Below are 13,145 nucleotides of genomic sequence, written 5' to 3' on the forward strand. Positions count from 1 at the left end.
AAGGAGGTCCTGACCATGCCCGCAGTGACCGTTGAGAACCCGCTCGCGCTGCCGCGCGTCATCGCTCCCGTCGAAGGTGCCCAGGCCAGGCCCGTGCTGGGCGTGGTCGACGCGCCCTCCGGTTTCGAGGGCGAAGGCTTCCCGGTGCGCCGCGCGTTCGCGGGGATCAAGTACGAGTACCTCGACCCGTTCATCATGATGGACCAGATGGGCGAGGTGGATTACGCGGCCGGAGAGCCCAAGGGCACCCCCTGGCACCCGCACCGCGGCTTCGAGACCGTCACCTACATCATCGACGGCACCTTCATCCACCGTGACTCCCACGGCGGCGGCGGAGTCATCACCAACGGTGACACCCAGTGGATGACGGCGGGCTCCGGCCTCCTGCACATCGAGACCCCGCCCGAGGAACTCGTCATGTCCGGCGGCCTCTTCCACGGCCTCCAGCTGTGGGTGAACCTGCCCGCCAGGGACAAGATGCTGGCGCCGAAGTACCAGGACATCCGCGGCGGCACCGTGAAGCTGCTCGCCTCGCAGGACGGCGGCGCCCTGATCCGCCTGATCGCGGGCGACCTCGCGGGCCACGCCGGCCCCGGGGCCACGCACACGCCGATCACGATGATCCACCTGACGATCAGCGCCGGCGCCGAGGTCACGCTGCCCTGGCGGCACGACTTCAACGCCCTCGCCTACGGCCTCGCCGGCAGCGGTGCGGCGGGCGCCGAGCGCCGCCCGTTCCGGATGGGCCAGACCGTGGTCTTCGGCTCCGGCGACGGGCTGACGATCCGGGCCGACGACGCGCAGGACTCCCGCAGCGAGACCTTCGAGGTGGTCGTCCTCGGCGGACAGCCGATCCGTGAGCCGATGGCGCACTACGGGCCGTTCGTCATGAACAGCCACGCCGAGCTCCAGCAGGCCTTCGACGACTTCCAGGCGGGCCGCCTGGGCGTCATCCCCAGCACCGACGTGACCGGCCTCGGCCACCGCGGCGCCGGCCAGGCCGACCCGGAGGAGACGGCCTAACCGCCGTCCCCCGCCCGCGCGGGGCCCTCGGGCCCCGTGGCGGCGTACCGGCCCCGGAGCTCCGACAGGACCCCGAACGCGGCCGCCGTCAGCGGGACCGCGAGCAGCATCCCGAGGACCCCGGCGACACTCGCACCGGCGGTGAGCGCCAGCAGCACCGCCGCCGGGTGCATCTGCACCGTCCGGCTCTGGATCATCGGCTGGAGCACGTGCCCCTCCAGCACCTGCACGGCCAGCACCACGCCCAGCGCCCACAGCCCGATGACCCACCCCCGGTCGGCGAGGGCCACCAGCACGGCGACGGCGCCCGAGATGAAGGCGCCCAGGTACGGGATGTACGCGCCGACGAACACCAGCGCGCCCAGCCCCACCGCCCCCGGCACCCGCAGCACCAGCAGCCCCACGGTGATGCAGACGGCGTCGATCGCGGCGATGAAGGTCGTGCCCCGCATGAACCCCTCGACGGCCCGGTAGGCGCGGCGCGCCATGGCCTCCACGGTGTCCCCGGTCGAGCGCGGGGCCAGGGAGCGCAGGGCGCCGATCGCCCGATCGGAGTCCCGCAGGAAGAAGAAGATCAGCAGCAGGGCCAGGATCGCGGTCGCGATCACCTCGCCGACCACGCTGATCCCGCTGATCACCCCGGAGGCGGCCGTGCCGCCGAACTTGGCGAGCAGCTCCTTGGCGTGGGCCGCCAGGTCCTGGAGCGAGGTCCCGGCCGCCCCGAAGTGCTCGGCCAGGCCCTCCCCGGCCCGCTTGAGGGCGCCCACGATCTGGTCACCGGTCTCGATCAGCGCGGCCACCACCACGTAGCTCGCGCCGCCGACCACCGCCACCACCGCCAGGCAGGTCAGCGCGGCGGCCAGCGAGCGGCTCAGCCGCATCCGCACCAGCCTCCGGTGCAGCGGCCCCAGCAGGGCCGTGCCCAGCAGGGCCAGCAGCACCGGGGTGACGGCCGTCTTGAAGAGCACGCAGAGCCACACGCCGACGGCGGCCACACCCGTCACCAGCAGGACGACGGCGCACCAGGCGGCCAGCCGCCGCGCCGGCTCGGGCAGCAGGGACGTGCTCGGGGTCGGTGCGGGCATGGCCGGACCGCCTTTCGGATTCCGGGCGCCGGGCGGTCAGGGGGCGGACCGGGGGGATTCCCGGTCCTCGTCACCGTCCGGCTTGGACCGTTCGTACAGCTCGAACCAGATCGACTTGCCCTCGCCACGCGGATCCACACCCCAGGCGTCGGCGAGCATCTCCATCAGCAGCACGCCGCGCCCGCTGGAGGCCATCTCGCCCGGGTGGCGCTTGTGCGGCAGCTCGTCGCTCCCGTCGGCCACCTCCACCCGCAGCCGCCGCGTGCCCGGCTCGCCCGCCGCCTCCGCGACCAGCAGGGCGTCGCCGTCCGTGTGGACCAGCACGTTCGTCACCATCTCGGAGACCATCAGCACCGCCGAGTCCACCTGCTCCGGGTCCGCCCAGTCGTGCAGCAGCTCCCGGACCTGCCGGCGGGCGCCCGCGATCCGGGCCGGCTCGGCCTGGGCCACGGTCAGCACCGTGCGCCGGGCGGGCCGTACGGGGTGTGCCGCGACGGTCCCGCAGCCGCAGCTCGGACTCTCGCGGCACAGCAGCACCACGGCGATGTCGTCCTCGCGGCGGTCGGCCAGCGGGCCGGTGGTGTGGTGCGAGGACGGCCCGTGCACGGCCTGGACCAGCAGGTCGGCGAGGCGTTCGAGGTGGTTGTCCGCGTCCCCGCCGCCCTCGGCGGGGCCGGTGCGGTCCTGCGCGTCGGTCTCCAGGATCGCCCGCAGCCGAGCCCAGCCCGTGTCCAGGTCGTGCCCGCCGGTCTCGATGAGCCCGTCGGTGCACAGCATCAGCGTCTCGCCGGGCTCCAGCGCGAAGCGGGTCGTGGGGTAGTCGGTGTCGGGCACGATGCCCAGCGGCAGCCCGCCGGCCGTCGGCCGCATCAGCACCGTGCCGTCGGCCATCCGCACCACCGGGTCGGGGTGCCCGGCGCGGGCGATCTCCAGCGTCCCCGTCCCCGGGTCGCACTCCACGTACAGACAGGTCGCGAAGCGGGGACTGCCGAAGTCGGCGTCGGGTCCGGCACCGGGCCCGGCGGCGGGGTCCTCGTCCGGGGCGGGCGCGGAGCACAGCCCGGCCAGGAACCGGGAGGCGCGCGAGAGCACCGCGTCCGGCCGGTGGCCCTCGGAGGCGTAGGCCCGTACGGCGATCCGCAGCTGGCCCATCAGCCCCGCGGCCCGTACGTCGTGCCCCTGGACGTCCCCGATGACCAGCGCGAACCGGCCCGACGGCAGCGGGATCACGTCGTACCAGTCGCCGCCGACCTGGAGCCCGCCGCCGGTGGGCACGTAGCGGGCGGCGATGGTCATACCGGGGATGTCGGGGCCGAGCTGGGGCATCATCGACCGCTGGAGGCCGGTGGTCAGCTCCCGCTCGGACTCGGCCACCCCGGCCCGCTGGAGGGCCTGGGCCAGCATCCGGGCCACCGTCGTCAGCACCGACCGCTCGTCCGGCGAGAAGGTCACCGGATGCTTGAACGCGGCCATCCAGGCCCCCAGCGTCCGGCCGGCCACGATCAGCGGCAGGAAGGCCCAGGAGGCCCGGCCGAAGTCCCGGGCGAGCGGCCAGGTGACCGGGAAGCGCCGCTTGTACTCCTCCGGCGTGGGCAGGTAGATCGCCCGGCCGGTCCGGACGACCTCGGCCGCCGGGTAGTCCGTGTCCAGGGGCATGTCCGAGAAGGGGCCCTCGTCGCCCGGGGCGTGCCCGTGGTGCCCGATGACGGACAGCCGTTCGCCCTCCGTCCCGAAGACGGCCAGCCCGTCGGGGCTGAAGCCCGGCATGGACAGCGAGGCCGCCACCCGCAGCACCTCGGCGGTGGAGCGGGCCTCGGCCAGCGCCCGCCCGGCGTCCAGCAGGAAGGCCTCGCGGGAGCGCCGCCAGTCGCCGGTGATCGGGGTGTGCGCGGCCGTGGTGCCGGGCTGCGGCTCGGCGATCTCCTGGATGGTGCCGATCAGCTCGTAGTCGACGCGGCCGTCCGCGGTCCGGTTCTCCAGCGGCTTGGAGCGGCTGCGGACCGTGCGCAGCACCCGTCCGTCCTCGTCCATGATCCGCAGCCGGGCCTCGGCGAGGGTGCCCTCGGCCACGGCGAGGTTCACGATGCCGTTGATCTCGTTCCAGTCCACCGGGTGGAAGCGCGCGCGGGCGGCCGCCTCGGGCAGGACCACGGGCTCCGCGGGCAGCCCGAGCAGCCGGGCGGCCTCGCCGTCGAGGGTGACCGTTCCGGACGCGTTGTCCCACCGCCACAGGCCGGTCGCGATGGCGGCCAGGACGTCCTCGGTGCGCACCCGGCCATCTTTACAGGTCATGCGGCCGCGGCGCCCGTCCGGCGTCCCGCGCGGCCCTGCTCCCGGCGCGCCCGGTGAGGGTTGCTCCCGGACGGTAACCTTGGGACGGTTGAGTCCACCTTGAAATCGCGTAGAACTGGATGACTGATGCATCGGTACAGGTCCCACACGTGCGGCGAGCTTCGTGCCTCCGACGTCGCATCCGACGTCCGGCTGAGCGGCTGGGTGCACAATCGTCGAGACCTGGGCGGCATCCTCTTCATCGATCTGCGTGACCACTACGGCATCACGCAGCTCGTGGCCCGCCCCGGTACCGCGGCGAACGAGGCCCTCGGCAGCGTCAGCAAGGAGACGGTCGTCCGCGTCGACGGCAAGGTCGTCTCGCGCGGTGCCGACAACGTGAACCCCGAGCTCGCCACCGGCGAGATCGAGATCGAGGTCTCCGAGGTCGAGGTGCTCGGCGCCGCCGCCCCGCTGCCCTTCACGATCAACACCGACGACGGTGTGAACGAGGAGCGGCGCCTGGAGTACCGCTTCCTCGACCTGCGCCGCGAGCGTATGCACCGCAACATCATGCTGCGCTCGGCCGTGATCGCCTCGATCCGCTCGAAGATGGTGGCCCTCGGCTTCAACGAGATGGCGACCCCGATCCTCACCGCGACCTCCCCCGAGGGCGCCCGTGACTTCGTCGTCCCGTCCCGCCTCAACCCGGGCAAGTTCTACGCCCTGCCGCAGGCGCCGCAGCAGTTCAAGCAGCTGCTGATGATCTCCGGCTTCGACCGGTACTTCCAGATCGCGCCCTGCTTCCGCGACGAGGACGCCCGCGCCGACCGTTCGCCGGGCGAGTTCTACCAGCTCGACGTGGAGATGTCCTTCGTCGAGCAGGAGGACGTCTTCCAGCCGATCGAGAAGCTGATGACCGAGCTCTTCACCGAGTTCGGCAACGGCCGCGAGGTCACCTCCCCCTTCCCGCGGATCCCGTTCCGCGAGTCGATGCTCAAGTACGGCAACGACAAGCCCGACCTGCGCGCCAAGCTGGAGCTCGTCGACATCACCGACGTCTTCGAGGGCTCGGAGTTCAAGGCGTTCGCCGGCAAGCACGTGCGGGCGCTGGCCGTGCCGGACACCGCCGACCAGCCGCGCAAGTTCTTCGACGGCCTCGGCGACTACGCGGTCTCGCTGGGCGCGAAGGGCCTGGCCTGGGTGCGCGTCGGCGAGGACGGTGCGCTGACCGGCCCGATCGCCAAGTTCCTCACCGAGGACAACGTCAAGGTCCTCACCGAGCGTCTGGGCCTGGCCGCCGGGCACGCCGTGTTCTTCGGCGCGGGCGAGTTCGACGAGGTCTCGAAGATCATGGGCCCGGTCCGGGTCGAGGCCGCCAAGCGCGCCGGCCACTTCGAGGAGAACGTCTTCCGCTTCTGCTGGATCGTCGACTTCCCGATGTACGAGAAGGACGAGGAGACCGGCAAGATCGACTTCTCCCACAACCCGTTCTCCATGCCGCAGGGCGGCATGAAGGACCTGGAGGAGAAGGACCCGCTCGACATCCTGGCCTGGCAGTACGACATCGTCTGCAACGGCATCGAGCTGTCCTCCGGCGCCATCCGCAACCACGAGCCCGAGGTCATGCTGAAGGCCTTCGAGATCGCCGGTTACGAGGCCGAGACGGTCGAGCGGGAGTTCGCGGGCATGCTGCGCGCGTTCCGCCTGGGCGCCCCGCCGCACGGTGGCATCGCCCCGGGCGTGGACCGCATCGTGATGCTGCTGGCCGACGAGCCGAACATCCGCGAGACCATCGCCTTCCCGCTCAACGGCAACGCCCAGGACCTGATGATGGGCGCGCCGACGGTGCTGGAGGAGAGCCGCCTGCGCGAGCTGAACATCGCCCTGCGCAAGCCGGTCGAGACGAAGGCCGCGGACGCGAAGCCGGTCGCCGAGGCCGTCCACCCGGACGCCGCGCGGTAACGCCGCCGCTCCTGTAGCGGGAAGGGCCCGGGATCCTCGCGGATCCCGGGCCCTTCGCGTCGGCCGTCTGCGGTCTGCGGTCTGCCGTCAGAACCGGTCGAGGAGGCCCTTGAGGAGGGCGGACGGGGTCAGCTCCGCGGGGGCGGGGCCGGCGTGGAAGAAGCCGGCGTTCTCGGCGTCCAGCTTGCGCAGGAAGTCGAAGGCCTTGGCGTCGTGGTCGCCGAACGCGACGAACTGCCAGTGGATGCCGGGGGCGGTGGCGGCGGCGTCCGCGATCGCCTGGCGGGCGGGGCGGACGTTGTCGGGGGCGCCGTCCGTCTGGAAGACGACCAGGGCCGGGCCCGTGCCGCCGTCCTTCCGGTAGCGCTCGACGACGGCCTCGACGGCGACGTGGTAGCTGGTGCGGCCCATCCGGCCGAGCTCGGCGTGGCGCGCCTCGACCCAGGCCTCGTCGTGGGCGTCGAGGGTCAGCTCGGCGGTGCCGTCGAGCTCGGTGGAGAAGAACACCGTGTGGACGGTGGCCTCCTCGTCCAGGTGCGCGGCGAGGGCGAGGGCGTGGTCGGCGAGGTACTGGACGCTGCCGTCCTTGTAGAACCCGCGCATGGAGCCGGACCGGTCGAGGACCAGGTACACCTTGGCCCGGGCCCCGGCCCTGCCCTTGCTCCGCAGCACCTGCCCGGCGGCCTTGTACGCCGCCGGAACGGCCCCGCCCTTGCGGCGCACCGCCGAGGCGGGCAGCGCGGGACCGGCCTCGGCCACGAGGGGCTCGGCCTCCGGCTCGGGGACGTCGGCCGCCTCCTCCGGCTGTGGCGCGGGCTCGGGCTCCGTTTCCACGACGGCCTCGGCGGCGGCCGGTTCGGCCTCGGGGGCGGCCGGTGCGGCCTCGGGCTCCGGCTGGGTGGCGGGCTCGGGTTCGGCCTGGGCCTCGGGCTCGGCGGCGGGCTCCGGCTCGGTGGCGGCCTCGGGTTCGGCCTGGGCCTCGGGCTCCGGCTGGGTGGCGGTGGCCTCGGGCTCGGGGACCTCGGCCGCTTCCTCCGCCTGCGGCTCGGGCTCGGGCTCCGTCTCCACGACGGCCTCGGCGGCGGCCGGTTCGGCCTCGGGCTCCGGCTCGACGGCGACGGCCTCCGGCCGGGTGGCGGTGGCCTCCGGTTCGGGGGTGGTCGGCTCCTCCGCCCGCGGGGCGGGTTCCGGTTCCACGGCGGCCTTGGCGGCGGCCGGTTCCGGGGCCTCCGGGGCGGGGTCCTGGGGCGCCGGGGGCGACGGCCGGCGGGCCTCCGGGACGGTGGGGTCCGTCGTGGTGGCGGGGGCGGTGAGCAGGGCGCCCGCCTCGCGGTCGCGTGGCGCGGACTGCGGCGGGACCGTCGGGTTGTCGAAGGACGCCGCCACCAGGTCGGCCGCCGCGTCCAGGGGGGTGCGTTCGGCCTGGTTGGGGACGGCCGCCGCCGGGGCGTCCGACGTCTCGGCGGCGGCCGTCTCCGAAGTCCTTCCGAACACCTTGCGCAACAAGCTCCGAATACCCATGGGCCAGGCCTTTCGCATGAGTGCGTGCGTCATTTGTCCGTGCTGCGCGGTTGATCCCTGCCCAGAGTGGACACGTAAGGTTATCGGCCCCTTGGCTGGAACGACGGCAGGGGCGCCCTTCGTGGTGCCCGTCCTACCACCCAACCTGTCCGACCGCACGAACTGGCCCTCCGCCGTGCCGGGTTCATCCACCGTTCATCCCCCCGCCGCGGCACCGGCTCGGCGGTCCGAGACGTTTCACGTGAAACGGGGCCCTTCAACTCCCCTCCGGCAGCCGCCCCACCGGGAGCCGGAGCGTGGTCAGGGCGCCGCCGTCGGGGGCGTTGGTGAAGCTGAGCGTGATGTCGAGGACGGCCGCCTGGCCCGCCGCGATCGTCAGACCCAGACCGTGACCGCGGCCCCGGCCGGGATCTCCCGTGCGGAACCGCTGCGGACCCTGTTCGACCAGTTCCGCGGGATAGCCGGAGCCGTGGTCGTGGATCACGACCACGGGCCCCTCCACGGTCACTTCGACCGGAGGCCGGCCATGCTTGTGGGCATTGACCAGCAGGTTGGTGAGGATCCGGTCCAGGCGCCGCCGGTCGGTGAGCACCACCGCGTCCCGCACCACCCGGACGTCGGCGGCGAGCCGCGACCCGGCGACGGCCCGCCGCACGGCCCGTCCCAGCTCCACCCGGGCCAGGTCGGCGCGTTCCACCCCCGATTCCAGCCGCGAGATCTCCAGCAGGTCCTCGGTGAGCAGGTGCAGGGCCCGCAGCCGGTCCTCGATCATCTCCTTGGGCCGGCCCTCCGGCAGCAGCGCGGCCGCGGCCAGCGAACCCGTCAGCGGGGTGCGCAGCTCGTGCGCGACGTCGGCCGTGAACCGCTTCTCCGCCTCCAGCCGTTCCTGGAGCGAGGCGGCCATCGAGTCCAGGGCCCGCGCGACGTCCCGGACCTCGTCGCGGGAGCGGTGCGTGCCGAGGGCGTCCCGTCCGGCGGGGAAGCCGACCCGGGCGTCCAGGTCGCCGGCGCTGATCCGGCGGGCGACGGCGGCCGTGGTGGTGAGGCGGCGGCTGATCCGGTCGGCGAGGAACAGGCCGGCCAGGGCCACCACCCCGGCGGCAAGCGCCGAGGAGGCGAGGATCGCGGTGTCCAGGTCACGCAGCCGGGTGCGGGTGCTCTCGTACGGGATCCAGACCGCGAGGGCCTGCCGGTCGGCGGGCCCGGCCGCCCACATGACGGGCTCGCCCTGGTGGGTGCCGACCATGCTGCCGGTCCGCCCGTGGGCGACGAGGTCGCGCAGCGGGCCCGGGAGCCCGGGCGGATCGAGGGCGGCGTGGACGTCCCCGTGCGCGGTGCCGTACTCGTAGTGGCCGAGGGCGTGCTCCAGTTCCCGGTCCGCCTCCTTGCGGACCTCCCCGACGACCTGCCGGGCGACCACGTTGTGCACGGCGATGCCCAGGGCGGCGGCCACCGTGCAGCAGACCAGGGTGGTGGTCAGGGCGATCCTCCAGCGGAGGCTGCTCAGCGCGCGCATCGCTGCCGGTCCGCGCTCAGCGGGACGTCGGTCAGGGTGGGGCAGTCGTCGAGGGTGAGCTGCGACAGGCTCATGCTCTTGGTGCGGGGGTCCCAGACGTAGTCGGAGACGGAGGTGTAGACCGGGTTCGAGGTCGGTTCGCGGACCGCGAGGTGTTCGGCGGCGACCTCCACGCCCTCCAGGACCCCGCGCCTGGAGAGGATGCGGGCGATCCGGCCGTCGTCCTGGACGGTGTAGACGCGCAGTTCGGAGAGGCGGCCGTCCACGTCCAGGGCGGTGATCAGCTCCTCCCGGCCGTTGCCGGTCAGGTCGTGCAGGACGCCGGGCCGCACCGGGCAGGAGGGGCCGCCGTCCACAGCCTGTGTGCAGAGCGCGAGCCGCCGGACGGCCCGGGGGTCCACGAGGCGGCCCGTGCCGCCGTCCTCGGCGGTGGCGGAGGTGATGTCGGCCCGTACGACGGCCAGGGCGTCCACCCCGCGCATGCTGAGCCCCGGCACCTTGGGCAGGCCGGGGACCACGGCGGCCGCGCCGGGCTGCTGGCCGGGGCCCGGCGGGTCGGGGAAGTAGCCCTTCCACAGGGTCCTGGGGGCGTGGACCGTGCCGAGGTCGCCCTGGTTCTTCAGGCCCTCGACGTCGGCGCACCCGGCGGCCGTGACCGCCAGGGCGGCGGCCAGGGCCGCGGCGGCCGGACGGTGGCGTGGGCGCATGCTTCGATGCTGCCGTGCGACGGGTTCCGGGGCATTCGGTCAGTGCTCCGGTTGGGCGATGGCCCGGGCGGCCGCCACCTCCTGGTGGAGGGGGGACAGGACGCTCGGCTCCTCGGGTTCCGCGGGGATGTCGACCCGGTACAGGGTGGGACTGCTGCGGATGCCGTCCGCGAGCGCGCGCAGCTGGCCGGCGATCCGGGCCACCTCGGACGGGGGCGGGTCGGAGGCTCCGTGGTTGACGCGGACCCGGGCCGCCGTCGTGGCGTCCACGATCCGTTCCACGGCCACCACCAGCGGCCACCAGGCGGCGGCGCGGCTGCCGGTGGGCGGGGGCTCGGTCAGGGCCCGCTGGAACTCGCTGCGCACCCCCGAGAGGTCGCGGTAGATCCGCCGCCGGGCCTGGAGCCGGGACTGGCGGGCCGCCCGCAGCGCCGCCTCGTCCGCCACGGGGGCGAAGGCGCACTCCACGTAGCGGGCGGCGTCGTCGACGGCGTCGGCGAGACGGTCGCCGATCCGGGTGTGCCAGCTCTCGGGCCACAGCAGGTAGCCGGCGACGAGGGTGATGGCGCAGCCGATCAGGCTGTCCAGCAGGCGGGGCCGGATCAGGTCGAAGCCCTGGTGGTTGAGGAGGTCCGACAGCAGCAGGATCACCGGGGTGATGGCCGCGGTCTGGAAGACGTACCCCTTCGCGGAGAACGCCGGGATCAGGGCGGCGAGCAGCACCATCACCGGGACGTCCCACCAGCCGCGCGGCACCTCCGCCAGCACGGCGGCGGCCAGGACCAGCCCGGCCGCCGTCCCCAGGGCGCGCAGCACGGCGCGGGAGAACACCGACCCGAAGTCCGGTTTGAGGACGAAGGTGACCGTCAGCGCCACCCAGTACGAGCGCTCGACCTCCACCAGGGAGACCAGCGACTGGGCCAGGCCGATGCACAGGGCCAGGCGCAGCCCGTAGCGCCAGGAGGCCGCGGACAGCATCATGTCGCGCACCACCCGCCCGGTCCGCACGCGCAGGGCGGCGGGCCGGCCGAGGCGGTCGTCGACGTTGTACGGGTCCGGTTCCGCGAGGGGCACGATCGTCGCCGCGTGCCGCAGGGCGGCGTCCACGGCGCGCTCGGAGGGGCTCCGCGGGGCGGGCAGGTCGAGGACCGGCACCCCGGTGCGGCCCTCTTCCACGGCGCCGGCCAGCTCCCGTACCGCCGCCGGGACCTCCGGGGGCAGCGGCCGGCCGCGCAGGTGGGCGGCGGGGGCGGCCTCGACCAGCGGGATCAGCACGTTCAGCTGGGCGAGGACCCGCACCAGCGAGGGGCTGCGCCCGTGCACCCGGGCGCGGCGTCCCAGGACGAGGTCGTAGGCCTGGTTGAGGGTCTGGGTGACCTGCTGCCGGCGTTCGTCGTAGGCGGAGGCCGGTCCGCCCGCCGCCTCCAGGGCGTCGGCGACGGCCCGGTAGACGGCGGCGACGGCGGCCCGTTCGGGTTGCCGGCCGCGCAGCGGCCAGCCCAGCAGGGTGAGCAGCAGGACGAACAGGCCACCCGTGGCGAGCAGCAGCGGGGCCGTCCACCAGGGTTCGGGCATCGGCAGCCCGGCCCCGACGACGGCGTTGAGCAGGAACACCAGTCCGGACGCGGAGGCGACCGTGCCGATCGAGGAGATCATCCCGGAGAGCAGGGCGACGAGGGTGAGGACCGCGACCGCGACCCAGCCGTGCCCGTACACGAGGGTTCCCAGGGCCACCCCGATCGCGCCGAGCAGCTGCGGGAGCGCGATGTTCAGGATCCGCATCCGGTAGGCGTCGGCGGTGTCGCCGATCACCCCGGACAGGGCGCCCATCGAGGCGAGCGCCCCGTACTCGGGCTCGTCCACGGCGAAGCCGACGGCGAGGGGGACGGACAGGGCGATCCCGGCGCGGGCGACCGCGGCCCAGGGGACGGGGGCACGGTTCGGCCGCAGTCCCGCGAGGAGCCAGGCGGGGGGAGCCAGGGGGTGGGCCCGGGTCCGGCCGGGCGGTATGTGCTCGGTGCGTCGTTCGGTGGTCATTCCGCTTCCGTGTCACCGCTCGCGAATCGGTTCTTCTGGGGCGTTCTGCGGAGGATGGGTATGTTCCGAGCTTATGGGGTGCGGCGCAGCCGGCCCGCCAGCCATGCGGTGAGCGCGGTGGCCAGTCCGACGGCGAGGACCACCCAGGCGGTGGTCCGCAGGAACGCGGTGAGCGCGTCGTACACCGCCCCGGCGGCGGCCCGGTCGATGTCGGCGGGGAGGTCGTCGAGGGTCAGCCGGCGGCACACGGCGACCGCGACGCCCAGCAGGACGGCCCCGGCCGCGACGCCGAGGCCGGTGGCCAGCACGGCGCGGCGGCGGCGCACCGCGACGGCCACGGCCGCCGCGGCGAGCAGCAGCGTCAGCACGGGGAGCCAGACCCCGGCGACCTGGAGCATGCGGAACCCCTTCCGGAGCGCGCCGAGGTCGTCGTACTCCATGACCTTCACCGACAGGTGCGTCTCGGGGATGCGGTCGGCGAACGGCACTCCGTCGGCCACCAGCTCCCCCTTGACCGCGGCCGTCACCGGCGCGACGTCGATGGTGACGGCGTCCCCGTGGCCGGTGGTGAGGGCGTCGAGGAAGGCGGTGTGGGCGGCGCGGTTGGCCGCGTCCCAGGCGGTCCGGTAGGCGGGGGTCCCGGCGAAGGAGCGCAGGGCCTCCCCGAGCAGGGCGTCGACCCCGCCCTGGAAGGGGCCCGCGTCGATCTGGCCGGAGAGGGCGCGGGCGGCCTGGGTGACGACCACCCCCTGGACGGCGGGGTTCGTGGCGAGCGGGGACATGGCGGCGGTGTAGCGGTCGGCGTCACCCAGTTGGCGGTCGGCCCAGTACGCGACCGCGCTCGCGGGCACGAGGAGGGCCACGAGCACGATGAGGGCCGCCGACAGACAGGTGCGCACGTCACCAGGGAAGGCGGACGCGGGGCCCGGCGCCACCCCGGTTGCTCCGTACGGGGACGCGGCGGGGCCCGGCCCGCGCCCGGACGGGTGATCCACTTGCCGCCCCGGGACGGCGGGTGTG

General features: G+C 74.2%; 9 protein-coding genes. 2 read left to right on the forward strand and 7 right to left on the reverse strand.

What is annotated here, in order from left to right:
- Positions 1-15 precede the first annotated feature (15 nt).
- Complete coding sequence (locus ACZ5NJ_RS01665; RefSeq protein ID WP_468761539.1) at positions 16-1,023, forward strand: pirin family protein; 1,008 nt, start codon at positions 16-18, stop codon at positions 1,021-1,023.
- Here ACZ5NJ_RS01665 and ACZ5NJ_RS01670 read toward each other — a convergent pair.
- Both ACZ5NJ_RS01670 and ACZ5NJ_RS01675 read right to left on the reverse strand, forming a co-directional pair.
- Entirely contained in the window at positions 1,020-2,108 is a 1,089-nt protein-coding gene (locus tag ACZ5NJ_RS01670; protein WP_468761542.1) for an AI-2E family transporter, read from the reverse strand. The two genes, ACZ5NJ_RS01665 and ACZ5NJ_RS01670, sit on opposite strands and share 4 nt — an antisense overlap.
- 36 nt (positions 2,109-2,144) lie before the next feature.
- A complete protein-coding gene (locus tag ACZ5NJ_RS01675) occupies positions 2,145-4,379 on the reverse strand; it encodes a SpoIIE family protein phosphatase (RefSeq protein WP_468761544.1) in 2,235 nt (744 codons plus the stop codon).
- A gap of 147 nt (positions 4,380-4,526) precedes the next feature.
- Between ACZ5NJ_RS01675 and aspS the strand changes: the two genes are divergently transcribed.
- Positions 4,527-6,344, forward strand: coding sequence for an aspartate--tRNA ligase (aspS, locus tag ACZ5NJ_RS01680; RefSeq protein WP_468761546.1), 1,818 nt, complete (start codon positions 4,527-4,529; stop codon positions 6,342-6,344).
- 87 nt (positions 6,345-6,431) lie between these two features.
- Here aspS and ACZ5NJ_RS01685 read toward each other — a convergent pair whose 3' ends face one another.
- The 5 genes from ACZ5NJ_RS01685 to ACZ5NJ_RS01705 all read right to left on the reverse strand — a co-directional run bounded on the left by ACZ5NJ_RS01685 (position 6,432) and on the right by ACZ5NJ_RS01705 (position 13,024).
- The gene (locus ACZ5NJ_RS01685) at positions 6,432-7,865 is read right to left on the reverse strand and encodes a VWA domain-containing protein (protein ID WP_468761548.1); all 1,434 of its coding nucleotides are present in this window, start codon (positions 7,863-7,865) and stop codon (positions 6,432-6,434) included.
- 256 nt (positions 7,866-8,121) lie between these two features.
- The gene (locus ACZ5NJ_RS01690) at positions 8,122-9,381 is read right to left on the reverse strand and encodes a sensor histidine kinase (RefSeq protein ID WP_468761550.1); all 1,260 of its coding nucleotides are present in this window, start codon (positions 9,379-9,381) and stop codon (positions 8,122-8,124) included.
- A complete protein-coding gene (locus ACZ5NJ_RS01695; RefSeq protein ID WP_468761552.1) occupies positions 9,369-10,088 on the reverse strand; it encodes a hypothetical protein in 720 nt (239 codons plus the stop codon). Before ACZ5NJ_RS01695 ends, ACZ5NJ_RS01690 begins: the two co-directional genes overlap by 13 nt.
- Positions 10,089-10,127: 39 nt before the next feature.
- Positions 10,128-12,125 carry an FUSC family protein gene (locus ACZ5NJ_RS01700; protein WP_468761554.1) on the reverse strand — a complete coding sequence of 666 codons (1,998 nt, stop codon included), beginning with the start codon at positions 12,123-12,125 and terminating at the stop codon, positions 10,128-10,130.
- Positions 12,126-12,196: 71 nt separating this feature from the next.
- A complete protein-coding gene (locus ACZ5NJ_RS01705) occupies positions 12,197-13,024 on the reverse strand; it encodes a hypothetical protein (protein WP_468761556.1) in 828 nt (275 codons plus the stop codon).
- Positions 13,025-13,145: the final 121 nt, after the last annotated feature.

This window comes from Streptomyces sp. NPDC032091, from assembly GCF_055580265.1.